This is a genomic window from Bradyrhizobium sp. CCBAU 53351, from assembly GCF_015291745.1.
Taxonomy (GTDB): Bacteria; Pseudomonadota; Alphaproteobacteria; order Rhizobiales; family Xanthobacteraceae; genus Bradyrhizobium.
The window spans coordinates 87,155-112,042 of record NZ_CP030060.1 but is presented as its reverse complement, the minus strand read 5'-3'; the positions used below and the strand labels follow the sequence as shown (position 1 = coordinate 112,042).

Genomic DNA, 24,888 nt, shown 5'->3' with positions numbered 1-24,888 from the left:
GTCAGCAAACTCCGCTGCTGGAGTTTTCCAAACAGCCGCTCAAATCTAGGGAGAAGTCAGCCGAACCGGTCTACGATTAGCGTCGGCCGTCAAAGCAATCTGGAACGCGCCACTTAAGGCGCGAGGTAGCGCAGAAGTTCCGGATTCGTGCGGATATCGGCTGCAGCGCCTTGTAGTGCGATACGGCCGCGATCAAGGACATAGGCCTTGCTCGCCACGCGCAACGCGAGATCGAGGTGCTGTTCGACGATGATGACCGCGATTTCCTTGGCGAGTTCAATGAGACGTTCGGTAATCTCTTCGATGACGCCGATCCAGACGCCCTCGGTCGGCTCATCCAGCAGCAGCAGCTTTGGGTTCCCCAGGAGGGCGCGCCCGATCGCTAACATCTTACGCTCGCCACCAGAAAGCGTACCAGCCGCCTGGTCCAGGCGGTGGCCGAGCTTGGGAAAGATCGCCAGGACCCGATCGATCGCCGAAGCGTCGGTGTTGAAGAGGGAGCCCATTGCAAGATTATCCCGCACTGAAAGGCGTGAGAACACTGAGTGCTCTTGCGGCACATAGCCGATGCCGGCGCGCACGCGTTGCTCGGTCTGGAGCCGATTGAAATCGTGGCCATCGAAGACTACCTCGCCTCTCCAGCTTGGTAGCTCGCCAACGATAGCTTTCATAAGCGTGGTCTTGCCTGCACCGTTGCGCCCAAGCACGGCGGTACCACCACGCCACGGAATGTCGAGGCTCAGGTCAAACAGCACCTGGCTGCGACCATAACCGGCGTCGAGATGTCTTATGTCGAGAAAGCGTTGTTCAAGCACGGCGCAAATAGATCTCCTGGACACTTTTGTCAGCCTGGATCTCAGCGACGCTTCCTGTCGCCAGCACACGGCCCTGGTCGAGGACGGTGAGGCGGTCGCAAATGTCGCGGATGAAATCGAGATCGTGCTCGACGATAACGAGGGAGCAGTGCTCCTTTATTGGTCGCAACAGTTCGCCAGTGACGCGACGCTCCTCCAGGCTCATGCCTCCGGTAGGCTCGTCCAGCAGCAGGAGCCGGGGTTTTCCCGCGAGCGCCATCGCAATCTCCAGCCATTGCTGCTGGCCATGGGATAGCGCTGCTGCTGCATCGAACGCACGATCGGCAAGACGAAACTGGGTGAGCATCATCATGACCTGGTCGTGCAGCTGTCTGCGGCTGCGCGAGAACACAAGATCAAAAAGAGAGCAGTGCCCCTGCAGGGCAAGGAGGATGTTGTCGTAGAGGGTGAGGGATGGCAGAACCGATGTGATTTGGAACTTCAGGCTCATGCCAGCGCGCGCGCGCTCGGTGGGGGTGAATGTGGTAATATCAGTGTTGATGAATCGGACTTTGCCTTGCGTCGGTACCTCCGCCCCCGCGATGCACTTCATCAGCGTGCTTTTCCCCGAGCCGTTCGGCCCGATCAACCCGTGGAACTCGTTCTCGCGGACGGTGAGCGCCGCACCGTCGACTGCCGTGAGCTTGCCGAAGATCTTTCGAATGCCTGCAGCTTCAAGAAGCGGCATGATGCTGCGCCCTCTTCTTGTCTTGCGCTTTGGCGGCGAAACTGCCTACCCGCTCGCGCTCCGTCAACACCAGGCTGATAAGCCCAAGCGGCCGAAAAAGGATTACCAGGAGCAGGAGCACGCCCAGGATGATCGGCCAGATATCGCGGTAATTGTCCGACAGCCAGAAGGAGAGACCTTCGACAATCGCCGTACCGATCACCGCACCGATCAGCGTGCCGGAACCGCCGAACAGAACGTAGAGCACGACTTGCGTGGAGACGACAACGCCAATCATATTGGGCCACACAAAACCCTCGTGGAAGGCATAGAGGCTGCCGCTCAGGCCTGCGATGGCGCCACCGATCGCGAACACTATGGCTTTTAGATGCTGTGTCCGGTAGCCGAAAAAGGCAATGCGTTGCTCGTTCTCGCGGAGGCCTGCGAGTGCAAGACCGAACTGCGAGCGCACCAGGAAACGGCATGCAACGTAGACGATGACAAGAAGCCCTAGTGCCAGATAGTAAAAGTTCGACCCTTCCGATAATTCGTAGGAGCCGAGCGTCATCGGCGGAATCGAGGGAATGCCGTTCTGGCCGCCGAGATAGTACCAGCCACGCGCGAGGCGATCCGCCGCATAGGCACCGGTGAGCGTACCGAGCGAAACGAAGATCATGCTGGCCGGATGCCGTCCGAGTAGGAGGAACCCACCAAGTAGCAGCGCGAATACGAGGCCAATCAGCGTGCCCGCCGGCAGTACCAAAAGGATTGAGGTGATATCGAGGTCGCGCGCAAGCAGCGCAACGCCGTAGCCTGCGGAGCCGAAGAAGAGGGCCTGCCCAAAGCTCATGATTCCGGCATAGCCCCAGACCAGATCGAACGAGAGAGCGAAGAGCGCCAGGATCACAACGCGAGTGGCAAACACCGTAAGATAGTCGTGAAGCATCACCGGAAGGACTAGTGCTCCAATCAGCACTAGTCCTTCGATGATGAGCAGGACACGTCGTGCACGACTGACCTGTCCTGCAAAGGCGATTTCAGCCATGTCAGCCGTCGCACAATTCACTTCTAGCGTGGGCACCGATGGCCTCTCTACCGCGCTTGTCGCTTTCACAGTGATTCGTCAACATTGCCCGGGATCGACAAGCCCATTGCTGCGTTGCACGACTTGAAAAACCCCGCTCTTGCACACGGCCGTGTACATGTTCATCTTACAGTGCCGCTTGCCCGGCACCATCTCGGCGGGGCCGCCCGGACCCTCCGCGATCTTTGCGTGATCGAGCGTCGCAGCAACCGACTCGCGATCGACCTTTCCGGCCTCTTTGACGGCAGCTTCCCAAAGTTTCAGCCCGCGATATGTACTGGGAGCGGCACTGCTCGCGGCAAATAGAGAATCGCCTGGATAGTCCTTATCATAGGCAGCCTGAATTCTGGCGGAGACCGGGTCATCTTTGGCGACGGCTTTGTAATAATCGAGACAACTCGCAAGCCCTTCCATCTCATTGACCGGATGGAGGCTGAGATAATTCTCGTCCTCGTTGACGGCAGCAAGCCGTCCGCCGTTCTTCAGATAGCCCGCTTCATAGAGCTGTTTGAACAAAGGACCGACGCCGGGTGGAATAACGGTGTTAAAGACGGTGTCGGCCTTGTTGGACATGATCGCGTGGACAGTGGCGGAGAAATCCACTTGGTCTAAAGGATAATACTCCTCGAACACGACCTCGCCGCCATTGGCTTCGATTAACTTGCGAGCATATGCATTCAGGTTACGCGGCCAAATGTAGTTGGAACCTGGAAGGGCAAATCTCTTGCCGCCGTTCTTGATCAGCCACGGGATAAATGTGTCGCATTGCTGCGCCGGTGTGGCGCCGCTGCAGAACAGGTATGGCGTGCATTCCCCCCCTTCATAAAATTGCGGATAGATATAGAGCGTCTTGCCCCGAGAAACGATCACATCCTTGATCGCATTGCGCATTGAGCTCGCGAGGCCGCCTAGGACCATGTCCACCTTGTCCCGCTGGATCAGCTTGCGCACGTTGCCTACAGCGACCGATTCATTGGAGGCGGTGTCTTCGATGTACAGCTCGATCGGCCGGCCCAAAAGACCACCTGAATTGTTGATCTCCTTGATGACCATTTTGGCGACGTTGGCATCCGCCTTTCCGGCAAAGCCGATCGGGCCGGTCAGATCGATCGCGATGCCGACCTTGATGGGACCTTCGGCCGCATTGGCCCAGTCGGGACGGATCACCCAGCTACTCGCTCCTGTGGCGATTGCACCGGCCGTGAAGGCAAAGTTCGAAAGGAAACGACGGCGTGTGAAATTGAGTCGATCAACAGCCATATGACTACACTCCCCCTTGCGCGATGAGGCCTTGCGGCCGACACTTGATGAAAACAATGGCAAGCAAGAAGACGAGCACATCGGCGAGGACCGGAGGGATAACCCAGGGCAGCGCCGCGCTGAGAGCGCCGATGATACCGGCTCCTGCCACTGGGCCCATAAAGGAGCCGACACCGCCAAGCATGACGGCGACAAATCCCTGGATCAGAAAGCGAATTCCGAGATCTGCAAACAGATCGAACACCGGCACGATAAGCGCCCCGGCGAGCCCGGCCAAAGCTGCGCCGAAGGCAAAGGTGGTGCCATAGATGAAATTCGTCGAAACCCCGGAGGCGCGCGCTAGCGCCGGATTTTCCAGGGTCGCCCGAACGCGCAAGCCGAAGCTTGTGCGGGACAGGAGCAGAAAGCAGCCCCCCATCACCAAAGCCGTGATCACGAGAATCGTAAAGCGCCAAGCTGAGATGTGTATCGTGGCGATATCTATGGATCCACCGATAGGCTCCGGAACCGTCAGATAAAACCCGCCAATTAGGCCCCGCACAGACTCCCGGATGATAAGACCGAGCGCATAGGTGCCGAGCATTGCAACGATCGGTGCGGCATAGAAGCGGCGGATGATGAGCGCTTCGAGTACGAAACCCAGCAATCCGACTAAGATCGGTGCCGCCGCCATACCGAGCCAAACCGGGAGACCATGACTATAGGCGAGATAAGTAATATAAGCGCCGAGCAGGACGAACTCACCCTGGGCAAAGTTGAAGATGCCCATCATGCTCGCGATGATTCCTAGCCCAAGCACGATCAACACGATAATCGCACCGAAGCTCAGGATCTCGAATGCCGCCATGAATGCACTAGTCATATGCCGCGATCCAGTCGCACTATCGTCTCGGCCTCACATCTTCTTCCAGTCGCCTATCTGTTCGAAGGCATGGGCGGCGCGGTAGATGGTGGATTCCTCGAAGTGGCGACCGACCAGCATTAGGCCCACTGGCAGGCCGTCGACCATTCCGCAGGGCAGCGACATAGCTGGATGATGCGTAATGTCGAATGGCGCGGTGTTGGTGAACATCTCAATCGCGCGCGTGAAGTAGTCCTCGCGACTGGCATTGGATGGCGGCAGCGGGGTTGCCTTCATCGGCGTCGTCGGCATGAGGAGGAGATCATAGCTCTCGAGAGCTTTGTCATATGCCGTAGCGAGGCGGCGGGAGATGTTGAGCGCCTTGCCGTAAAACCTGGACCCGAAGGTGTTGTTGATATAGGTCCCCCACAACATAAACAGCTTGTTAGTCTCGGACAATGAGTCCGCCTTCTGCCGCCACCCGCGATGGAAATCCATCAGGGAGGTTGGATAAAGATCGCCTCGGCTGAGACCATAGCCGTCACCGAACATCATGGTCTGGACAGCCCCCTCAGTTCCGATGGGGGTCCAGATCGCCGCGCCTAGAAGGTGCATCGGAATCGAGACGATCTCTACGGTCGCGCCGAGATCTTTGAAGCGCTTTGCGGCCTCACGCACGCTTTCGTTCACGGCAGCTTCTGCGGACGGCTGCTCGAAGCCCTCCTTGAGGATACCAATCTTCATCCCTTTGATGCCCGCACCCAAGGCCTTGGTGTATTCATCCACCTTCGGAGCCTTGATGCGCGAATCGTAGCCGTCGTCGCCGGCGATCACCTCGAGTAGCAGGGCGTTGTCGGCCACCGTTGCCGTAATCGGCCCGGTGTGGTCGATAAAGATCTCAATCGGCATTATTCCTGTATAGGGAACGAGACCCCAAGTCGGCTTCATACCGTACGTGCCGCAGAATGAGGATGGCATTCGGATCGAACCGCCCTGATCGCCGCCGATCGCAATGTCGACCTCGCGTAGTGCGACCACAACCCCGCTTCCGGAGGAAGAACCGCCGGCCGAATAGCCCATCTTGTGTGGATTGTGGACCGGGCCAGTCGCGTTGGTGTGGCTGCCGCCAGAGAGACAGAAGGCTTCGCAGTGAACCTTGCCCACAATTTCGGCGCCAGCATCAAGCATGCGTGTAACGATGGTGGCGTCAAAATCGGGTACGTAGCCTTCGAGGGTGGCCGAGCCATTCATCATAGGCACTCCGGCCAACATAATGTTGTCCTTCAAGGCAACGGTCTTGCCTTTCAGTTTTCCGCTGCCGGCGCCTTTGATGTTGGTTTTGCGGTACCAAGCATTGCGAGTGTTTTCGTCTGGCGATGGCCGATAGCCGGGCGTCCGCGGATATTTGACCACGGGCAACTCGTCGGGCATCGCGGCAACGAGATTGTATGCGTCCAGCGAGCCCCGCATCAAACCGCGGAACGAGGCGACATCTTCGTCGGTCAACGAAAGACCACACTGCTTGGCAACTTCGAGAAGCTGGGTGGGAGTCGGAAGGGAAACTGACACGCGGCTCTCCTGAAAGGTTGATCCCGTCATTGGGACACGCGGCGTTCTTCTGTCGTGGCCGCTTATCAGATTAGCCGTAGGTAAAGCGCAGCAGGGCGCTCGGCCCCAGAAGGTGCGCAACGCAAGTTGGGTAATATTGGGTAAAACGACGCTGAATGCGTCTGCCAGTGCAGGCGTTTCGCCGATCTGTCCTGCCTCGCCGGCTTGTCTTTGAGCCCTTAGGTCTTTTTGACGGGCTGGTAAGGCGACAAGTGAACCGGTCTCGTCACCTTAGAGTTGAAATATGGCACGGATCTGACAATGCAGCGGATTACATCAGAGGCCTAAGCATTTCAAAGTAACAACCAGCCAATTTCGGCGATCACGCGCTTCCCCTAACTGGCGCGAACTGCCGCGCGCCAAGCTCACGATCGTACGCGCATTCGCCACCACCTTAATCCACCTAAAGGGGGGTGGTAGATGAATGATGGTGTAAAATCTTCCAGGAGGCATCATGACGGCGCAGCACAAACGTAAATCGGGCGGGTGTCGCCACTTGCAGATCATGCCGCGTTTCAGAAAAGACATAATTTCCGACGGCCATAACAATGTCAGCCGCCAAGCTGACGCAATGACATACGTCAAATTTTACCCTTGCGGTGCCATGGAAGTAGGTGCGTATTTCTGCGACACCGATGTAGAGCGTGGAACTAGACGTACCGTGAAGCAAGGCATCATCTGCGTATAACGCAACAAGATACTCCGGCTTGCCAGAGTTGAACGCTCGCGCCCAAGCTTCCAAGAAGGCACGCACATCCAGCACAACTTTGTCGTTGTTCACGATGAACGCCTCTTCAGCGGAGAAATGGCGACCGGAAGCGATAAGAGTGGGTTGGCCTTACCATCTGATATAAGGAAACCTCTTGCATATGCACTGCATTTTTGATCCGTTCGTTCATGCTTCCGACTGCGCGCTCATCCACGATCTTGTTGAGGTCGCTGCTTGTCAGCGGAGCGCAACGTTTTTTGCAAGCTCGCCTCCTCTATGCAGCTTGTCGGTCATTATGTTCTCATTGCGAGCCAGCAGTACCTTCGCCACCCCGTCCGGGTCCACACCAAATTGGTGATGGGGCCGCAAAAGAATTGGCGCGAACTCAACAAGTACGGACCGAGTTCAGAAGTGTTCGCAGAGGATCAGGGGCAGCGACGTGAAGTCGCTGCTTCGAGCCCTTGATCGCCGCGTATACGACGCAGCCCTGATACACCGGCTTATCTTCCCTCAGCTCGCCGCCAGGTGCTGGGACTGGTGCCAGTGCTGCGCTTAAATTCACGGCTGAAGTGATAGACGTCACAAAAACCGCAGCGTTCGGCGATTGCGCCGAGCCCAGCGTCACTTTCCAAGAGCAGCTTTTGCGCCATCATGATCCGCTCTCGAATCAACAAGCGCCTTGGGCTGATCTGCAGATGCCCTTGAAATAGCCGCCGCGTCTGTGCGGCGCTGAGGCCAGTGACCGAGGCGAGTTCATCGGCGTGCCAGGATCGCTCCGGGGACTGCCGCATCTTTAAAATGATGGCTCGCAATGGGGCCGGGAGACGGGATTCACCGTGCTTCGAGGAAGGTGCTGCGATGAGGTGAAGCAGTTCCGCCACGAGGCAGTTAAGTGCCAAATCGACGTTATCATCCCTGGCGCGCAAGACATCAAATAGTCTTGCGAACCACCGTTCGATCTCGTTCGGCACTGATATCGTTGCTAGCGTTGCTCCGGTGCCGAACACCTTTCGCCGAATGGCCGCACAGTCGGGCCCGTCGATCCGCACCCACAGAACAGTCCAGGGATCATTTTCATCCGGCCAGTGCGCATGCGACGTTTCGTTGGCAATCCAGATCAACTGACCGCGCTCAACAGTCGATGTCCTGCCTTCGCTGACTACAAAGCCGCGCCCAGCGGAGCAGTATAGAATGTCCTGGCCCGGATAATTGTCTCGAGCGATGTGATGATCACGTGCGGTGATGGCCTTGCCCGCCCTAAGTACCGTAAAGGCGCATCGGGTCCAGGCAGCATCAGGGAGGACGTACTGATGGCTCTCAGGAAAAAGTGTGCGCTGCGGCAAGCCGGCCATGCGCGTTTTATATAAATTGAAGCGTGCTTTGTCCATTCCCGCTGGGGCTTTCTGCATCTAGGCTCGATGTCAATGACTAACAAATGAGCTCGTGATCAGGCTCCCGGATGCACGTTTTGTATCCATAGAGATCGCTGAGGGAGCTCAGGGAGGACCGGTGCCGATGCTCACGGCCCACGAAACTGCGCCACCGCGCGCAGGGCCCTTGTGGCGACGTGGTGGAGGCATTCCACGCCACGCCTTGATCTCAGGCACTTTCAGGGGAGGAATTGATGAGTAAACCGAGAATTACCGTCGTCGGCAGCTTCGCCGTAGGACTGACCATTCGCGCTCCGAACATCCCGGTCTTCGGGGTCACGATGTTAGGCAGCAGTTTCGATATGGGCCCGGGCGGAAAAGGTTCGAATCAGGCTGTTGCCACTGCGCGGCTCGGGGCGGACTCGTCGCTGGTTGCGATCATCGGCAAAGACCAATTCGCAGATATTGGCATTGATCTGTACAAGGCCGAGGGCGTCGATACGGCGCATGTCAAGCAGATCACCGAGAAGCCGACGGCGGTTGGCTTCATCATCCTCAATGAGCGAGGCGAGAACTTCATTATCATGGATTATGGCGCCACAAACGCCATGGATCCGGCTTTTGTCGATCGCGCCGAGAGCCGCATTCGCGAGAGCGACCTCGTCATGGCGGTCCTGGAGCCGCCGGTCGAGGTGGCTATGCGGGCGATGGAGCTCGGTCGCAAATACGGTAAGAAAACCATTCTCAATCCGGCGCCGGCCGCACCGCTGCCGGATGAAATCTTCCCGTTGGTCGATTTCCTGACGCCGAATGAAAGCGAACTTCGCATCCTGCTCGGTCTGCGCCCGGATGATCCGCGGCCCTCGCGCGAGCTGGTCGATCTGTTGCGCAAGCGCGGGGCCGCCAACGTGATCGTGACGCTTGGCGACCGTGGTGTACTGATCGTCACCGACAAGGTCGATACCACCATTCCGGCTGCAGTGGTCGACGTAGTGGACACGACGGGTGCTGGCGACGCGTTCAATTCCGGCTTCGCCGTGGCTCTGGCGGAAGGGCGGGATGTGATCGAGGCCGCGCGCTTCGGGGTGTGCTGCGGTGCCCTGGTCTGCACAAAGCTAGGGGTCATTCCCGGCATGGCGAGGCGCGCCGCAGCAGACGAGATGTATCGCACAATGCGCGCCTCGGCTGCAGAATGAGAGAGCAACAAGAAATCAATGCGCCTTGGGCGCGAACAGTGAGAACTGGAACGATATGCCGCGGATTTACGATTGGGCGGCGCGCGAGGCCGAGCGCACGGTGACGGTGGCCGACCTGCGCGCTTCCCGAAAGTCGGGCAAGCGCTACACTCAGGTCACTGCCGAGACCGCCGAGGAGGCAGCGGCCGCGGAGCAGGCCGGCATTGAAATGCTGGTGACCCGCGCCCGCAACGTGGAAGCCGTACGGAGGGGCTCAAAGCACCTCTTCGTCACCGCCGCGTTGGGCTTTGCCGATGCTGTAACACAGGACGACATCCTTCGTACCGCCTTGAAGGCGCTAAGCGACGGGGCCGATGCGGTGATCACCGCACGCGGCATGGCGACCGTCTCAATGCTCGCGGCCGAGGATATTCCGGTTGTCGGTCACTTGGGCCTCGTTCCCAGAAAATCGACCTGGCTCGGAAGGCTTCGCGCCTTCGGCAAATATGCGGAGGAAGCCTTGGCACTCTTCCAGCGCTTCCGACGTCTAGAAGAAGCCGGCGCTTTTGCGGTGGAATGCGAGGTCATCCCAGCCCGGGTCATGTCGGAAATTCGCCGGCGGATCGGACTGGTGACCGTCTCGCTCGGCTCCGGACCGGATGCTGACGTGATCTTTCTATTCACCGAGGACATATGCGGTGGCGAAGGCCGGCGGCCCCGGCACGCTCGGGTCTATGGAGATCTTCAGGCCCTGCAGGAGCGCATCAAACAGGAGCGCGTGAAAGCTCTCAGCGCATTCCGTGCTGACGTCACCGCAAATGGCTTTCCAGGCCCGCAGGAAATATCGGACATCGCCGACGATGAATATGCGGCCTTCGTGTCGAGACTAAAAGACTCGGGCTTTGGCGATTGATCTAAAGCTCTTGCGACGGCGACGAGAGCTGATCTCAATCAGCCGGCGAAGGATCTAACACACGAGCTGTCTGCCTTGAAGCGGCAATGGAGTGCAATATGGACGAAGCATTGTACGGCACGCGCGATAAGCGGGGCAATTGGGTACCAAAGAAGAAGCCCGAACGTGCGCCGATTTTTGTCTGGCCGGTGCAACCGCTGAAAATACTGCGCTGGTTACCGGGCTATCTCCTGCCCTGGAATACGGTCTATTTCCTGATCTCTCTTGTATCGTGGACTTATCTCACTCCATCGCTCGATACGATGCGAGAACTCCACGCCGACTGGATACTGCTCATTCTGCTTCGTAACACCGCTTTGACTCTCCTCCTCTACGGCACCTTCCATTTCATTCTTTATATCGAGCGGCGTCAGCAGACGGCGTTTAAATACAATGCAAAGTGGCCGGATGCGCACAACCCGACCTTCATGTTCGGAAGTCAGACGGCCGAGAACATATTCTGGACCATGTGCAGCGCCGTGCCTGTATGGAGTGCATATGAGGCGCTCACCTGGTGGATGTACGCGAACGACCGCTTGCCTTACGTCGATTTCGCAGCGCATCCGCTATATTGTGCTGCACTCGTGCTGGTGATGCCGGCGTGGCGCGAACTGCACTTTTACCTCATTCACCGCCTCATCCATATTGGGCCGCTGTACCATCTCATCCACAAGGTCCACCACAAGAACGTCAATCCGGGGCCGTGGTCCGGCCTCTCGGCGTCGACACTGGAACACATCGCTTACTTCTCAGGGGTATTGATTCATTTCGTTCTTCCGTCCCATCCGCTGCACGCAATGTTTCAGCTGATGCACGCGGGACTGTCCCCCGCAAAGTCACATACCGGTTTCGACCGCGTGGTCGTGGATGATGCGAAGGCGATCAGCACCGACAACTTCTACCATTACCTGCACCACAAGTATTTCGAGGTGAACTACGGTGAACGCCGCATCCCGCTCGACGAGTGGTTCGGCACGGCTCACGACGGCTCTCCAGAGGCCGACGAGAGAATGTATAAGCGCATAAAGGCCAAGAAGTGGGTGCGCGGCGGTTAGCGCCGAAGCGGGGAGGCTCCGAAGGCCTGTCACGTTGAGGCAGCCCTTGCGCCGCAACGGTACTGGCGCACGCTGCGCGACTGAGCCACAGCCGATTGATCGCCGCCAGTTGAAGATTGAGGACTAGATATGACTAAACAAGCTGAATGGGTGGCGGCCTGCGCTGCGGACGCTTTGAGGCCTGAAGAGGTTCGCCGCCTCGATCACGGCGGCCGCACGTTTGTGATTGTTCGCTCGCCCGAGGGCGATTACTTCGCGATGGACGGCCACTGCTCACACGAGAAGGTCCATCTTGCGGATGGCATTGTCGATGGCGGAATTATCGAATGCCCGAAACACTTCGGCACCTTCGACTATCGAACGGGCGAGTCGCGTGCGCTGCCCGCATGCGTCGACTTGCAGAGTTACGAGGTAAAAATCGAGAATGGCATTGTTATGGTCAAGGTCTGAGCGGGTGAGAGCTGCGGATGACCTCACAGCGTTTACTTGTCTTGCAGTCCCTCTGGGCCATGGAGCGGCGGCAGCCTGACGGTTTCGAACGTTCTCTCGATGAAAACCTGGCGATGATACAGCAAGCGGGGTTCGACGGGATCTCTACGTCCTGCAATGATCCAGGACGCGTCAACCTGATCGCACGCGCTTTGAACGGTTCCGGGCTTGCAGTCGAGGGCATGTGCTTCCCGCAGACGATCGATCACTTGAAGTCTGCCATCGACCTCGCCAAGCAGATCAACGTTCTGCATCTCAACGTCCAGCCAGACATCCGTCCGCGCAGGGTCAGCGATTGTATCCCGCTGCTGGATGGCTGGATCAGGGTGGCGGAAGAGGCAGGCATGCCGATCTACTTCGAAACGCATCGCAACAGGATGACCACGGATCTCCTCTTTACTCTCGATCTGATGGACGAGGTGCCCGGGATGCGGATCCTTGCCGATTTGTCGCACATCCTGCTGGGTCGGGAGTTCTGGTATCCCATCTCGGACGAGGATGAAGCGCTGGTGCGGCAGGTGCTCGATCGCGCTTGGGCGTTTCATGGACGGGTTGCATCTCGCGAGCAAATTCAGGTTGAGATCACGTTTCCTCAGCACAGGATATGGCTGGATCTGTTCCTGGGGTGGTGGAAATACGGGTTCCGAAGCTGGCGAAAGCGCGCAGGCACGGGTGCCTGCCTTAGTTTTACCTGCGAACTTGGCCCGCAGCCCTATGCGATCACCGATCGGCAAGGCAAGGACACGACGGATCGTTGGGAGGAAGCTCTTCTTCTTAGGTCCCTAGTCCGTGACCTCTTCGATAGCGTGGCCAGTGAGGAGCAGGCTCTGCCTGCAAGAGGGGTGGCCATTTGAGTACTCATTCGACGATTGCCATTGTTGGCGCCGGCGAAGCTGGCACGGCAGCCGCCCTGGCGCTGCGCGAGCGCGGCTGGGAAGAGAGCGTGGTGTTGATCGGCAACGAAAGCAGTCTCCCGTATGAGCGCCCTCCTCTCTCCAAAGCAGTTCTGGTCGATGAGACGAGGCCTGGGCCGAAGACGATTGTGACGTCAGAGCGGCTTTCCGAATTGAAGATCGATTATCGCCACGGCTGTGAGGTGGTCTCGATTGATCGCACGGCCAGCATGGTGATTCTCTCGAATGGGGCCAAGATAGGCTATCATCGCCTCCTCTTGGCCACTGGCGCTCGTCCGCGTGACCTGAACGTGCCAATTGCTGAGGGATCAAGGGTCGCAACGCTTAGGTCGTATGAGGATGCCACACGCCTTCGCGAGTTAATCGGCCAAGGCTGCGAGATGGCTGTGATCGGCGGCGGCTTTATCGGGCTCGAGGTTGCTGCGAGCTCGATCTTGCGAGGCGCTTCGGTCATCGTCTTCGAAGCAGGATCGCGCATACTTTCCCGGGCAGTGCCAGTTGGCATAGCTGAACTGATCAGGGCCAAGCACGAGCGTTCTGGGGTACGGATCGAGACAACGGCAGTCGTTGAACGTATCGAGCTTTGTGAAGGACGCTCCTGCGTGGTACTGGCCGGGGGCCAAAGACATCTTGCCGATCTCGTGATCGTGGGGGTCGGTGCAACCCCCAACGTCGAACTGGCGCAAGCGGCGGGGCTCGCTGTCGACAACGGCATCGCGCTTGACGAAATGCTGGCCACATCGGATCCGCGCGTATTCGCAGCGGGGGACTGCTGTTCCTTTCCACATCGCCTTTACGGAAAGCGGATCAGGCTGGAAGCTTGGCGCAACGCGCAGCGGCAAGGGGTGATTGCGGCGGCGAATATGGTGGGCGAGGATCGTCCGTATGACGATCTCCCCTGGTTCTGGTCGGACCAATACGATGAGACTTTGCAAATGGTCGGCCTCTGCTGCGGCGGAGAAATCCCGGTCGTCAGAAGCCTAGGCCCGAGGGGCCAACTTCTATTCTCCCTTGTCGACGGCGGGCGCCTCGTGGCTGCTTGTGGGTTTGGAAGCCTCGGCGCCGTTGCGAAGGAAATCCGAGTTGCAGAGACGATCATTAGGCGGGAACTGAAGGTCGAGGCAGAGGCGCTCGCTAATCCGGCGCTGAACTTGAAGCAGCTTCTTTAGTGACTACTGCCGCGGCGCAGGTCACCCGGCAAGCAAGTCACCTGGCAAAAGGACATGCGCCACGCGGGCTACCGAATGCTCGCCCATTGGGCGTAGCGGCAATCCCTCGTCAGAGGCTGGATGCGGCGTTTGTCGAGCCAGGACGACCGTTGAGAAGGCTCGATCGATAGATCAACTTCGGGCCGGCGCGCCAGCGCTCCACTGTGCGCCAATATCCCTGCAAGCAAACGCAGACTACTTTGATACCGCGCTGAACATCATGCGCTGCTTTTCGGGACCTGGCGGCATCACGCTGGGAGCCCGATTGAATGTAGCAAGACCTACCTCGTTGAGCAAATACACTATCCCAATTTCAGATTGATATAATGCAATAATCATGAGAAGCTCTCAAGTGAAGCAATGGTGAGAACCCGCTTTCAGGTGGAACCATCCTGCATTTTCACGAGGAGCTTTGATGAGCATAGACTGGGAAGAAGCGATCGCACGTATGATGCGGCGGATCGAGAATACAGCTCAACAAGTTGGCGACGCCTATCCACATTGGGCAGATCCGGAGAGCGGCACCTGGACGACAACTTCAAACGGAGACTGGACCGGCGGCTATTGGCTGGGGATGCTTTGGCTTGCCTCGCGGAGTAACGGCGGCGAGCGCTTCAGAGATCTTGCAGAACGAGGTTGCGAGCGTCTTGAACCGCGCGTCTCGGCCGATACCGCGTTCAAGGCTGCGACCTTCTATTACGGGGCCGGACTGGGTTCGCTGCTCACCGGAAGTCACCGCGCGCGGACGCTCGGCCTTGCGGCGGCACGAGATCTGAAGCAACGCTACAACCATCACCTTGGTCTTGTGCCCCTTGGCGCGAATGCCGAGGAGGGCGCTGACGTGGGAGCCACTGCAAGCAGCGTCGACAGTTTGGTCGTCTCATTGCTGCTGTTTTGGGCCGCTCGAACTCTAGACGACCGCGCGATGCGCGAAGTGGCTGCCAATCATACGGATAAAGTTCTGACCGTCCATCAGCGTGAGGACGGATCCTTCATCCAGTCCTCCTCCCTCGATCCCGAGACCGGCAAGGTTCTCCGACGCTACACACACAAGGGCTTCAGCGAGAACAGCGTTTGGGCAAGAGCACAGGCGTGGGGCGTGGTGTGCTCGACGATCAGCTACTTTTCCGGCGGCGGAGAGGAGCGATGGCGTCAAGCCGCCATGAACGGGGCCGACTGGTGGCTCGCCCATGTGCCAGATGATTGCGTGTCGTACTGGGATTTTGACGCTCCTAAAGCGCCCAACGTCGAGCGGGACACTGCGGCGACCGCTTTTATGGCATCGGCTCTTCTAAAATTGAGCTCGATTGCGCCGACTGACAGTAAGCGGCGGCAATACCGTAGCGCCGGAGAACGCACCGCTTTGGCGCTGGTCGAACGATATCTCACTCCGGTTCATAAGAACGATAGCCGTCCAGCCGGCATGCTGGTGGAAGGATGCTTCAACAAGCGCGGGGATTCGAGAGCCGAGGACTACGTCAGTAATGCCGAATTGATCTTTGGTAGCTACTACTTGTTCGAGGCGCTTCATTTGCTAACCGGCAGGTTGCGGCCTGAAGAAATCTAAAATGGCACTCGCTGCTGGCGAAGGCCAGCGGCGAGCGCTCTCTGTGTCACTCTCGCGTTACCCCGGCCGAAATCCTTAAAGCGGCTTGGAACGGACCTAGGGGCGCATTTGACGGCTGGAGAGATCAAGGGTTTCTTGTTCAGCCGCTGTTCCACTGAGACCATTGCCTTTCCAGAGGGGAGCCGCCGATCGGCCGGACCTCTCTGGAGTGCCCTAACAAGACTGTTATCACTCGCCTACATAGATGCAGCCGCGCTTTTTAGCGATCTGATATACGACCACGCTGAGCAAAGCGACGAGCGACCCGTAGATTGGGAACATCCATGCCATGTCCTCGCGTTGCAACCATACCAGCAGGTAGGGCGTGGTACCGCCGAAAATTGTCACACCGATTGCGTAACCAAGGGCGACGCCTGTCGTTCTCACTGTGCGCGGCATCAAGGTTGTGGCTATGAAGTTGTAGAGAGCCATATTGCAGCCCACCATGGCCCCGCCAACCAGCATCACCATGGCGTAGGTCAGAAGGCTTTGGTGTGAATAGAGCAGCGTCAGGAAGAATGCTGGGATGAGCAGAAGGCGCATCAAGATGAACGCGCGCGAGGGCTTTATCTTGTCTGCAAACGCACCGATGGCAGGTGAAAAGACCATCCAGCAAAATCCCATGAGGGTCAGGATGCCGTACACCCACGTGCTGTTTTCCTTGAAAACACCATTGGCGATGTTGGGCAGGCCCACGTTGTACGTGTAGTTGGCGAGCTGCACCGAGCCGATCACCAAAATCACGGCCAGAAGCGACAGTCGCACATTCCAGAGCGCCTTCCAAACGCCGCCGGTGGTTTTCTGAACGCGCGACATCTCGTCATGATGCATAGCGCGGGCGATCAATGTTTCCGGGATTGCTTGGCGCAGGAAGAAGATGAGGACGCCAAGCAGGCCTCCGACCGCAAACGGCACTCGCCAAGCCCACTCGCGCATGACCTCGGGGGCGACGGCCGCGCTCACCAGAAAAGCGACGAGGCTTGCTCCGATCGAACCCAACATGATGAATGTACCGTTGATCAAGCCGAGATACCGCCCCTCCTCACCTGGTGGTGCCAACTCGATGGCGATTGCATTGGCGACGCCCGCCTCTGCGCCAGTGGCAAGCCCTTGCATCAGTCGAAGAATGACCAGCGCTGCAGTGGCAAGGGTCCCGATGTCCTTATGAGCCGGCAAGATCGCAATCAGGAACGAAGATAGCGCCATGACCGTAACAGCGATCATCATGACGCGTTTATGGCTGATGCGATCTGCGATAGGACCAAGCAAAGCCGCTCCCAGAGGCCGCGCAATGAATCCGGCTCCAAATACGGCAAATGCTCCCAGCAGCGAAACGACCGGGTCATTTGAAGGGAAGAAGTGGGGAGATAGAAAAGCCGCCATGAAGCCGTAGACTTGCCAGTCATACCACTCCAGCGCGACGCCTCCGCCCAGACCAATAGTCATTGATCTCGTTGCAACTTGCTTCTCGGGCTGAATGAAATCGATAGAAGGTTGGGCCATTGTTTGCATGGGTCTGCTTCCGCTCATTGGGTAAGACTGCTTAAGCCTTGCGCGGCAAGCGCGAATGCGCGCCGGCCTGTCGCTTGTTGGCCTGCTCAAGGCGCTGAGATTTCTGGCGGCACGCCCGTAAATGGACGCTGGCGCGATCGAAGGCAGCTGATCGGGCTTCCTTCATTCCAATCGTCTGTGTAACAGCCCGCGGGCGGGCTTATGTCCCAACTCCATGGTCCCTCCTGTAGCAATGCGCCCTTCTGCGGGACGCTTAAGTTTTTCGATTCAAGGCAGGCGGACAAACTCCTCCGCGCTGAGACGTCCGCTCGGCTTGGCGAGGCGAACGTTTCCTACTTTTCCGCGCAAACGATGCGAGCTGATCGAGTATCTGCTTACGTAAGCCGAACTGACCTGGAAAAGGTGAATGATGAGATCGTCTCGGGGCCGCCGCTTGGATCACAAGGACTTGCGCGGAAAGACAAAGGGGCTCGCGCGAGCGCGAGAGGGATGGTTGTAAAGGGCGCGGGCTGGCGAGAAGCTTGGCATGGACTGCAATATCGCCAGCCCAGCCGCTCCTCCCATGAAACCAGTAAATCGCCTCCACCGCTTCGTCTCCCATGACGGCCGGCATCTCTGTGCACTAGCCCAATATCGAGCGAGACCATCACAATGACGGGCCAATGTCAAGCAATAGACTATCTCAAATACAATTAGGATATATCAATCTGGTAGCCATCATTCTAGCTGAAGGATTGATACATCTATACGACTGAAATCGCTCATGAAATATTGGCACCCCCGATTAGCCAAGCACATTGACCTATCTCAATTTGAATGTCAGTCTGGCTTTGCCGCAATCAGCGCGGCTGGCTCTCACCTGGAATGGATCTCGTGCGCCTCATCCAATTTGTATCTCTGAACGGTTCTCGTCATGTCGCTGCGCTCCAGGCGGGCGACGGGGTCCCTGTGCTCGTGAACAATCGGACAAGTGTACGCGAATTAGCCTTGGAGGCAGCCCGCTCCCGGCTATCGCTTGCCGAATGCGTCCAAAGGTGCGGCTTCGGAGAGAAGGTCGATTACGATGCGATCATCCGCGAGAAGCGGCTGTTGCCGCCTCTCGACCACGCTGATCCTTCGCGTTGCATGATCGCGGTGACTGGACTTACGCACCTCGGTAGCGCCGAGTCGCGCGACGCCATGCACGCGAAATTGGCCGCAGGCGAACTTTCCGATTCAATGCGGATGTTCAAGCTTGGCCTGGACGGTGGAAAGCCTCCGCCGGGATCCATCGGGGTCCAGCCAGAGTGGGCCTATAAGGGTGATGGCTCCTGGGCAGTCGCACCTGAGCAACCCCTCACGTTGCCGTCCTATGCTGAAGACGGGGGCGAGGAGGCCGAAATTGTAGGGCTTTACGTCATTGGCGAGGGAGGCGACGTACTGCGTGTCGGCTTCTGCCTCGGCAACGAATACTCCGATCATGTGATGGAGCAGCGAAACTACCTCTACCTTGCTCATTCAAAGCTGCGCCAGTGCACCTATGGTCCCGAACTCCTCGTGGGCGATCTTCCGGACGAGGTATCCGGAACGGTCCGCGTCTTGCGAGCTGGCGAAGCGATCTGGTCCGGAAGCTTTATCTCGGGCGAGAACAACATGTCTCATTCCATTGAGAATCTTGAGCACCATCACTTCAAATACCGCGCGTTTCGTCGGCCCGGCGACGTCCACGTCTATTTCTTCGGCGCGAGCGCCTTAAGCTTTTCGGCCGGCGTCAAGCTGCGCGGCGGTGACGCTTTCGAGATCGAATCTCCGGCTTTCGGGCGGCCATTGCGCAACTCGCTCATCGAGGAAAAGCAAACAGAGATCGTGAGGGTGCGGCCGCTATGAGCTTGATCTGGTGGACCAAAAATTGGGATAGCGAAAGCGCGGTATTCTGAGATAAGCAATCAAAATGCAGAAATGGCACCCTCACCTGCGGGCTGGCACCGCTCCCCTGTTCGTCCGGCTCGTCGAGGCCATCGAACACGACATCGCGGCAGGAACTCTTGCGGCAGGAACAAGGCTGCCTACCCAGCGTGATTTGGCAGAGGAGATCGGCCTCAGCGTCGGAACGGTCATCAAGGCCTATGCAGAAGGTCAACGGCGCGGCCTGCTTCTGGGGCACGTCGGCCGCGGGACGTTTGTCGCGTCACAGAGGCCGACCCCTGCGTCCGGTGGCAAGGTTGTCGATCTCAGCCTCAACATCCCAGGGCCGGCGTTACTGCCCAAGGTGCTAGCTGAGAGCCCATCTACGTTTCCAACGGCTGACATCTCCGACTACGTGGGATACCTCTCCCACTCTGGTGTTGCCGAACACCGGGCCCAGCTCGCCGGCCTATTTCGTCAATCGGGCTTCGAAGCCAATCCGGACAACCTCGTTATTACGAATGGAGCACAGCACGGGATAGCGCTGACCTTCAGCTCGATCTGCCAGCCTGGTGACAAAGTCTTCGTCGAGGCCGGCACTTATCACGGCATGAAGTCCTATGCTCATTTCGCAAAGCTCGACCTTATCGGGCTGCCGATGGATGGCGAAGGATTGCTGCCGGGCGCTTTCGACAAAGCGGCGGCAAGCGGGGCAGCGCGGGTGCTTTTTGCTATTCCCACCATCCAGAGCCCAACCGCGAGAATCATGAGCGCGGCACGCCGGCGAGAGATCGTGCGGATCGCGCGTAAGCGGGACATCCTGATCATCGAAGATGACGCATACGGCTTCCTGGACGAGACCAGCGAGCCGCTCGCCTCATTGGCGCCGGAGCGGACCTTCTATGTCAATACGCTGTCGAAGTGCCTGGCGCCGGGTCTGCGCATCGGAATGCTCGTCGCGCCCGAGCCTTATCTTTCGCAGATTCATCAATCTATGCGCGCGACCTGCTGGATGGCCTCGCCGATTTCAACCTTCATCGTATCCGAATGGATCCGCACGGGAACAGCCGCGCGCGTGAAGCAGTCTCTGGTCCAGGAGGCGAAGAAGCGCGTGAAGCTTGCCTCCCAAATCCTCCGGCCGCATATACGTGCAGATCATCCGGCCAGCTTTCACATCTGGATGGACCTGCCAAGCGACATTGCTCAACAGGTGGCAGCCCGTTCATTGCAACGGGGCGTCATCACAACGCCGCCCTCGGCGCTCGTGGTTGATCCCTCCTTGATCTCGGGGCTGAGGATATCGATCGGCGTTCCCGAAAACATCGAAGATCTCGAATGGGCGCTCCGCCAGGTCGCAGCTTCGCTCGAAGTCGGCAACGAAGCCAGCATGTCAATCATCTGAACGTGCAGAACTGTTCAACTCGGGCGCTTTCAGGCGGCCGCCATCACGCTCATGGTGGACCTCCATCAAACGCATAGGCTGTCTTCACAGTCGCATAGAACTCTGCAGCGTAGCGCCCTTGCTCACGTGATCCATAGGACGAACCTTTGCGGCCGCCGAAGGGCACGTGATAGTCGACGCCCGCCGTCGGCAGGTTGACCATCACCATGCCAGCCTCCGCGTTGCGCTTGAAATGGCTGGCATAGTTCAGACTTGTGGTGCAGATTCCGGAAGATAGTCCGAATGGGGTGTCGTTGGCGATCTCAAGGGCCTCGTCATAATTTCGCGCCCGGATCAGTGCTGCCACGGGCCGAAAATTTCTTCGCGCGCGACCCGCATCCGATTGTCGACTTCTGCAAACAGCGCGGGCGACAAGTAGAAACCGGGCGCATCGCGTTTCAATAGCTCGCCCCCAGCGACGAGCTTGGCCCCCTCGTCCTGGCCGAGGCGGATGTACATCAAGTCTTGCTCCAGCTGCTTCTGATCAACCACCGGCCCAATCTGCGTTCCTGGCTTGCAGGCGTCATCCACGACCAGCGCATCCATCCTTTCCGTGATAGCTGCCAGGAAGGCGTCGTAAATGCCATCTGTCACGATGAGGCGAGATGAGGCCGTGCAGCGCTGGCCGGTCGAAAAGAAGGCGCTGTTGATCGCGCATTCGACGGCCACCTTTAGGTCGGCGTCGTCGAGCACCACCATTGGATTCTTGCCCCCCATCTCCAACTGCATCTTCTTCATGGGATCGGCAGAAATGCAGGTTTGGGCAATGCGCCGGCCGGTCGACAACGAGCCGGTGAAGGAGATCGCGGCCACCTTCGTACTGGCGAGCATTGTTTCGCCCACGACCGAGCCGCTCCCCATGACGAGGTTGAAGACGCCGGGGGGAACGCCGGCGCGCGCAATGATGTCGCAAAGGGCGTTTGCCGAGGCGGGGACCAGTTCTGCAGGCTTGAACACGACGGAGTTGCCATAGGCCAGTGCCGGGGCGATCTTCCAGGCCGGAATGGCCATAGGAAAATTCCATGGCGTGATCGCCGAGCGGCTCGCGGGACATCTCAACGTCTATGCCGGCTCGCACGGAGAGCAGCTTCTCGCCGCTCAGCCTCAGGCACTCACCCGCGAAGAAATGGAAGATCTGGCCGGCGCGAGCGACCTCGCCGATCCCCTCCGGCAAGGTCTTTCCTTCCTCACGTGAGAGCAGGCGTCCGAGTTCGTCCTTGCGGGCCAATATCTCGTCACCCACGGCTTTCAGAACGTCGTGGCGGCTCTGGATCGTCGAACGCGCCCAAGCCGGAAAGGCGCCATGGGCCGCATCGATCGCACGCTTCGCCTCTTCTACAGAGGCTTGGGCGTACTCGCCTACGATGTCGCGAGTATCAGACGGGTTGATGTTCGCGACTGCCTTGGCTGCCGCAATCCATTCACCGGCGATGTAGTTCTTCGTCATCAGGCCCCCCGTCACCAAGCCTTGCAGAACGTCTCAGGACGTCCAACTGCGTCGGCACCTGCTTTTCGGCGGCAGGGAGTGATCCCCTTTCCGGCAGGTGCTGGCCCAAACGCCTGTTCGGCGCCTCGATTCGGCAATCGCATTCAAAGCCGGTTTCGCAGCGCATTGCAATATATCAATTTTATAATGGGATATAGTAATCTTGACGGCGACGATCGCGCGGCATAGTATCGAGCGTTCCAATCTGAGGGAAAGGCCTGTCGTGAGCGATAAAGCAACTGCCTCCGTAGCGCGTGGCGCCCTTGACGGCTTGATCGTTCTGGAAGTCGGCATGGTGATGCAGGTGCCGCTTGCAGGACAGGTGTTGGGGGATTTTGGCGCGGACGTCATCAAGATCGAACGTCCCCAAGGTGACATCACGCGCGGGCTTGATTTTGAGGCCACCCGCGTCGGCGGGATGAGCGCGTATTACGCTGCGATGGGCAGAAACAAGCGGACACTCGCCTTGGATTTGAAGAACCCGGCCGCCTTTGAGATCTTGCTGACCCTGGTCGACCGCGCTGACGTGTTGATGCACAACTTCCGCCCCGGCGTGATGGAGCGGCTGGGCCTCGGCTATAAGGATCTTAGCACACGCAATCCCCGTCTCATCTATGCTGCGGGGTTTGGTTTCGGGGAAACAGGTCCGCTTGCAGATCGTCCGGGCCAGGACATGCTGGCGCAGGCATTTAGCGGGTTGGCACGGGGAGGACTGCAGGAGCACCAGCCTCCGCAGCTGACGAACTCTCCTATTGTCGACTATGGCGCGGCGATGTCGCTCGTCCAGGGCATTCTTGCCGCCGTCATCGAACGCCAGACCTCGGGCCGGGGACAACTGGTGTCGACGTCGCTGTTCGATGTTTCGCTCGCTATGCAGCTGTGCGAAATCGCCAGCGAGAGCATCTATGGTGTGAAAACCGACTGGACGCGTCAGGCGATGCTCGTCAGGACCGCGGACGGTTGGGTAGCCGTTGTAATGCTCTTTCGCGACAACCCGCTTGGCCTGCTTTGCCAGGCGCTCGATCTACCGGACATAAGCACGCGGCCTGAACTCGCTACACGCGAAAAGCAGATCGAAAATCTGACCGCCATTCAGGAATATTGTGCGCCGGCTTTGATGACCTTGAACACTTCGGAGGTACTCGATCGTCTGGCTTCCGTGGATCTGCTCTGCTCACCTGTGAATGAAATTCCAGAAGCGATCAGCCACCCTCAGGCAAGCCAAAACGGCATCATGTGGCAGGTTGAGGTACCCGGGCGAGGAGTCGTTTCGCTCGCCGGACTGCCAGTCCGGCTCTCACGCACACCTCCAGCCGTCCGGATTCACCCCGCGCCGATCGGTGCCGCTACCGAGGAGGTCCTGACTTCCTTTGGCTTCTCGGAGCAGGCGATTCAGGAGGCTCGAAGCAGAAAGGCTTTCGGATAGCCCGCCCAAACCACAATGTGGTGTCTGTTTTTCCTGGCCTTGCTCGCACGATAGCAACCATATCAACCTCGGGTCCTCGGCAGCTTGCCCGGATGAATGGCAGCGAATTGTGTGCAACGCAATGATCTCTCCGAAGCTCGCTGCAAGCCAGCTTACGCAAGGTGCATCCCGATCCAAGTCGAGAAGAAGTTCTGGTTCTTCTCCCATTCTCCAGGAAGAATTCTCTCGTGATCCAAAAATCCGAACTCGTGCTATCCACTTCCCCTCTCCCGCACGTCCGCCTGCTGAGCATGAACAGGCCGGCGAAGCGAAATGCCCTGAGCAATGAGCTTATCGCGGCACTTGCATCGGCCTGCCGAGACGCAATTTTGGATGAGGACGTCCGCTGCATCGTGCTTTGCGGCACCGACACGTTCTTTTGCGCGGGCGCGGATATCAAGGAGATGCAACAACGCGGCTTCGAGGCCATTAACAATCTCGCCCGACGCAATGATTGGCGCGACCTCACCAACTGTCTCAAGCCGATCATAGCTGCCGTAGAGGGCGTTTGTCTTGGGGGCGGTCACGAACTTGCAATGCTGGCCGATATCATTATCGCAGGCGAAGGCGCGCTCTTCGGTCAACCTGAAATCAACATCGGCGTTTTGCCGGGTGACGGCGGAACCCAGCGGTTGACACGCGTGGCGGGCAAATCGCTTGCCATGCTGATGATCCTCACTGGCCAATCAATTTCGGCCCGTGCCGCAATGCAGGCAGGAATGGTCTCCGAGGTTACAGAAACGGGCCAGGCGCGGGCACGCGCGCTCGAGATTGCGGAAATAATCGCACAGAAGCCGCCTCGATCGACGGAGCTTGCGAAGGCTGCCGTTCTGGCCGCCTATCAAACGAACCTCGATGCCGGTGTGGAATTTGAACGGCAAGCGATCCGGGTTGCTTTCACCACTTCTGATCAGCAGGAAGGGATGGACGCTTTCTTCGAGAAGCGGCCCCCAAATTACCAGGGGAAATAGAACCCCTTTGCAGAATTCTGCTCTTAGGAACACAATACAAAGCGAGCAGATTTGCGAGCGCCGCACGAGAGCCGTCGGGCTGCTTGTGGTGCTGAGGCATTGGAAGCTACGATGGCCTAGCCGGATCATCGTTGATCGTCTCGATCACCCTGTCATCTTCGCTCCCGGCGAGAGCCACGAGTTCAATCGGCGGCGCAACCGCGTCGCTCTGAGCTAAAGCTGGCCGCCGGTTTGCTTCTGGTCGCAATGGTCGAATTGCATCGGTACTTAGATATTCTGGGTACGATTGTCCCGGCTGAGAATATCGGGACTGCTAGGAAGGAGAAATACAGACCGC

At 58.4% G+C, this 24,888-nt stretch carries 20 protein-coding genes and 1 pseudogene; 11 read left to right on the top strand and 10 right to left on the bottom strand.

All coding sequences use genetic code 11. The annotated features are described in order from the left end of the window. Nucleotides 1–113: 113 nt before the first annotated feature. The 8 genes from XH83_RS35515 to XH83_RS35480 all read right to left on the bottom strand — a co-directional run bounded on the left by XH83_RS35515 (nt 114) and on the right by XH83_RS35480 (nt 8,411). Nucleotides 114–815 carry an ABC transporter ATP-binding protein gene (locus XH83_RS35515; RefSeq protein ID WP_128929742.1) on the bottom strand — a complete coding sequence of 234 codons (702 nt, stop codon included), beginning with the start codon at nt 813–815 and terminating at the stop codon, nt 114–116. Continuing rightward, nucleotides 808–1,542, bottom strand: coding sequence for an ABC transporter ATP-binding protein (locus XH83_RS35510; RefSeq protein WP_128929743.1), 735 nt, complete (start codon nt 1,540–1,542; stop codon nt 808–810). Before XH83_RS35510 ends, XH83_RS35515 begins: the two co-directional genes overlap by 8 nt. Then, nucleotides 1,529–2,566 (bottom strand): branched-chain amino acid ABC transporter permease, encoded by a 1,038-nt coding sequence (locus tag XH83_RS35505; protein WP_128929744.1) that lies wholly within the window; start codon nt 2,564–2,566, stop codon nt 1,529–1,531. Before XH83_RS35505 ends, XH83_RS35510 begins: the two co-directional genes overlap by 14 nt. A gap of 78 nt (nt 2,567–2,644) precedes the next feature. Next, nucleotides 2,645–3,865 carry a substrate-binding protein gene (locus XH83_RS35500; protein WP_128929745.1) on the bottom strand — a complete coding sequence of 407 codons (1,221 nt, stop codon included), beginning with the start codon at nt 3,863–3,865 and terminating at the stop codon, nt 2,645–2,647. A 4-nt stretch (nt 3,866–3,869) separates the two neighbouring features. Further along, nucleotides 3,870–4,727 (bottom strand): branched-chain amino acid ABC transporter permease, encoded by an 858-nt coding sequence (locus XH83_RS35495; RefSeq protein ID WP_128929746.1) that lies wholly within the window; start codon nt 4,725–4,727, stop codon nt 3,870–3,872. A gap of 33 nt (nt 4,728–4,760) precedes the next feature. Then, a complete protein-coding gene (locus XH83_RS35490) occupies nt 4,761–6,275 on the bottom strand; it encodes an amidase (RefSeq protein ID WP_128929747.1) in 1,515 nt (504 codons plus the stop codon). 442 nt (nt 6,276–6,717) lie between these two features. Next, nucleotides 6,718–7,095 (bottom strand): nuclear transport factor 2 family protein, encoded by a 378-nt coding sequence (locus XH83_RS35485; protein ID WP_128929748.1) that lies wholly within the window; start codon nt 7,093–7,095, stop codon nt 6,718–6,720. Nucleotides 7,096–7,523: 428 nt separating this feature from the next. Continuing rightward, nucleotides 7,524–8,411, bottom strand: coding sequence for an AraC family transcriptional regulator (locus XH83_RS35480; RefSeq protein WP_237891805.1), 888 nt, complete (start codon nt 8,409–8,411; stop codon nt 7,524–7,526). Between the two features lie 236 nt (nt 8,412–8,647). On the opposite strand from XH83_RS35480, the gene XH83_RS35475 reads away from it, so the two are divergent. The 7 genes from XH83_RS35475 to XH83_RS35445 all read left to right on the top strand — a co-directional run bounded on the left by XH83_RS35475 (nt 8,648) and on the right by XH83_RS35445 (nt 15,753). Continuing rightward, a complete protein-coding gene (locus XH83_RS35475; RefSeq protein WP_128929749.1) occupies nt 8,648–9,589 on the top strand; it encodes a ribokinase in 942 nt (313 codons plus the stop codon). A 25-nt stretch (nt 9,590–9,614) separates the two neighbouring features. Continuing rightward, a complete protein-coding gene (locus XH83_RS35470; protein ID WP_232995600.1) occupies nt 9,615–10,481 on the top strand; it encodes a 3-methyl-2-oxobutanoate hydroxymethyltransferase in 867 nt (288 codons plus the stop codon). Between the two features lie 98 nt (nt 10,482–10,579). Beyond that, entirely contained in the window at nt 10,580–11,575 is a 996-nt protein-coding gene (locus XH83_RS35465; RefSeq protein ID WP_128929750.1) for a sterol desaturase family protein, read from the top strand. Between the two features lie 129 nt (nt 11,576–11,704). Beyond that, the gene (locus XH83_RS35460) at nt 11,705–12,025 is read left to right on the top strand and encodes a Rieske 2Fe-2S domain-containing protein (protein ID WP_128929751.1); all 321 of its coding nucleotides are present in this window, start codon (nt 11,705–11,707) and stop codon (nt 12,023–12,025) included. A gap of 17 nt (nt 12,026–12,042) precedes the next feature. Continuing rightward, complete coding sequence (locus tag XH83_RS35455) at nt 12,043–12,918, top strand: sugar phosphate isomerase/epimerase (RefSeq protein WP_128955097.1); 876 nt, start codon at nt 12,043–12,045, stop codon at nt 12,916–12,918. Continuing rightward, nucleotides 12,915–14,147 carry an NAD(P)/FAD-dependent oxidoreductase gene (locus XH83_RS35450; RefSeq protein ID WP_128929753.1) on the top strand — a complete coding sequence of 411 codons (1,233 nt, stop codon included), beginning with the start codon at nt 12,915–12,917 and terminating at the stop codon, nt 14,145–14,147. Before XH83_RS35455 ends, XH83_RS35450 begins: the two co-directional genes overlap by 4 nt. A 454-nt stretch (nt 14,148–14,601) precedes the next feature. Beyond that, nucleotides 14,602–15,753 (top strand): glycoside hydrolase family 88 protein, encoded by a 1,152-nt coding sequence (locus XH83_RS35445; RefSeq protein WP_128929754.1) that lies wholly within the window; start codon nt 14,602–14,604, stop codon nt 15,751–15,753. 228 nt (nt 15,754–15,981) lie between these two features. Here the strand turns inward: XH83_RS35445 and XH83_RS35440 are convergent, their stop codons facing one another. Beyond that, the gene (locus XH83_RS35440) at nt 15,982–17,304 is read right to left on the bottom strand and encodes an MFS transporter (protein WP_164934143.1); all 1,323 of its coding nucleotides are present in this window, start codon (nt 17,302–17,304) and stop codon (nt 15,982–15,984) included. A gap of 873 nt (nt 17,305–18,177) precedes the next feature. On the opposite strand from XH83_RS35440, the gene araD1 reads away from it, so the two are divergent. Both araD1 and XH83_RS35430 read left to right on the top strand, forming a co-directional pair. Beyond that, nucleotides 18,178–19,170, top strand: a complete 993-nt coding sequence (gene araD1, locus XH83_RS35435; RefSeq protein ID WP_194408522.1) for an AraD1 family protein — start codon at nt 18,178–18,180, stop codon at nt 19,168–19,170. Nucleotides 19,171–19,234: 64 nt separating this feature from the next. Next, nucleotides 19,235–20,590, top strand: a complete 1,356-nt coding sequence (locus tag XH83_RS35430) for a PLP-dependent aminotransferase family protein (protein WP_128929756.1) — start codon at nt 19,235–19,237, stop codon at nt 20,588–20,590. Between the two features lie 49 nt (nt 20,591–20,639). Here the strand turns inward: XH83_RS35430 and XH83_RS35425 are convergent. Next, nucleotides 20,640–22,076, bottom strand: a pseudogene (locus XH83_RS35425) (aldehyde dehydrogenase family protein). 202 nt (nt 22,077–22,278) lie between these two features. On the opposite strand from XH83_RS35425, the gene XH83_RS35420 reads away from it, so the two are divergent. Beyond that, complete coding sequence (locus XH83_RS35420; protein WP_128929757.1) at nt 22,279–23,541, top strand: CaiB/BaiF CoA-transferase family protein; 1,263 nt, start codon at nt 22,279–22,281, stop codon at nt 23,539–23,541. Between the two features lie 227 nt (nt 23,542–23,768). After that, nucleotides 23,769–24,551, top strand: coding sequence for an enoyl-CoA hydratase-related protein (locus tag XH83_RS35415; RefSeq protein WP_232995601.1), 783 nt, complete (start codon nt 23,769–23,771; stop codon nt 24,549–24,551). The last annotated feature ends 337 nt before the right edge of the window (nt 24,552–24,888 follow it).

Bases quoted from the DNA above. Each gene is read 5' to 3' on its own strand.
- XH83_RS35510 (WP_128929743.1), bottom strand. From the start codon at position 1,542: ATGCCGCTTCTTGAAGCTGCAGGCATTCGAAAGATCTTCGGCAAGCTC.
- XH83_RS35505 (WP_128929744.1), bottom strand. From the start codon at position 2,566: ATGGCTGAAATCGCCTTTGCAGGACAGGTCAGTCGTGCACGACGTGTC.
- XH83_RS35500 (WP_128929745.1), bottom strand. From the start codon at position 3,865: ATGGCTGTTGATCGACTCAATTTCACACGCCGTCGTTTCCTTTCGAAC.
- XH83_RS35495 (WP_128929746.1), bottom strand. From the start codon at position 4,727: ATGACTAGTGCATTCATGGCGGCATTCGAGATCCTGAGCTTCGGTGCG.
- XH83_RS35480 (WP_237891805.1), bottom strand. From the start codon at position 8,411: ATGGACAAAGCACGCTTCAATTTATATAAAACGCGCATGGCCGGCTTG.
- XH83_RS35475 (WP_128929749.1), top strand. From the start codon at position 8,648: ATGAGTAAACCGAGAATTACCGTCGTCGGCAGCTTCGCCGTAGGACTG.
- XH83_RS35465 (WP_128929750.1), top strand. From the start codon at position 10,580: ATGGACGAAGCATTGTACGGCACGCGCGATAAGCGGGGCAATTGGGTA.
- XH83_RS35460 (WP_128929751.1), top strand. From the start codon at position 11,705: ATGACTAAACAAGCTGAATGGGTGGCGGCCTGCGCTGCGGACGCTTTG.
- XH83_RS35455 (WP_128955097.1), top strand. From the start codon at position 12,043: ATGACCTCACAGCGTTTACTTGTCTTGCAGTCCCTCTGGGCCATGGAG.
- XH83_RS35445 (WP_128929754.1), top strand. From the start codon at position 14,602: ATGAGCATAGACTGGGAAGAAGCGATCGCACGTATGATGCGGCGGATC.
- XH83_RS35440 (WP_164934143.1), bottom strand. From the start codon at position 17,304: ATGCAAACAATGGCCCAACCTTCTATCGATTTCATTCAGCCCGAGAAG.
- XH83_RS35430 (WP_128929756.1), top strand. From the start codon at position 19,235: ATGCAGAAATGGCACCCTCACCTGCGGGCTGGCACCGCTCCCCTGTTC.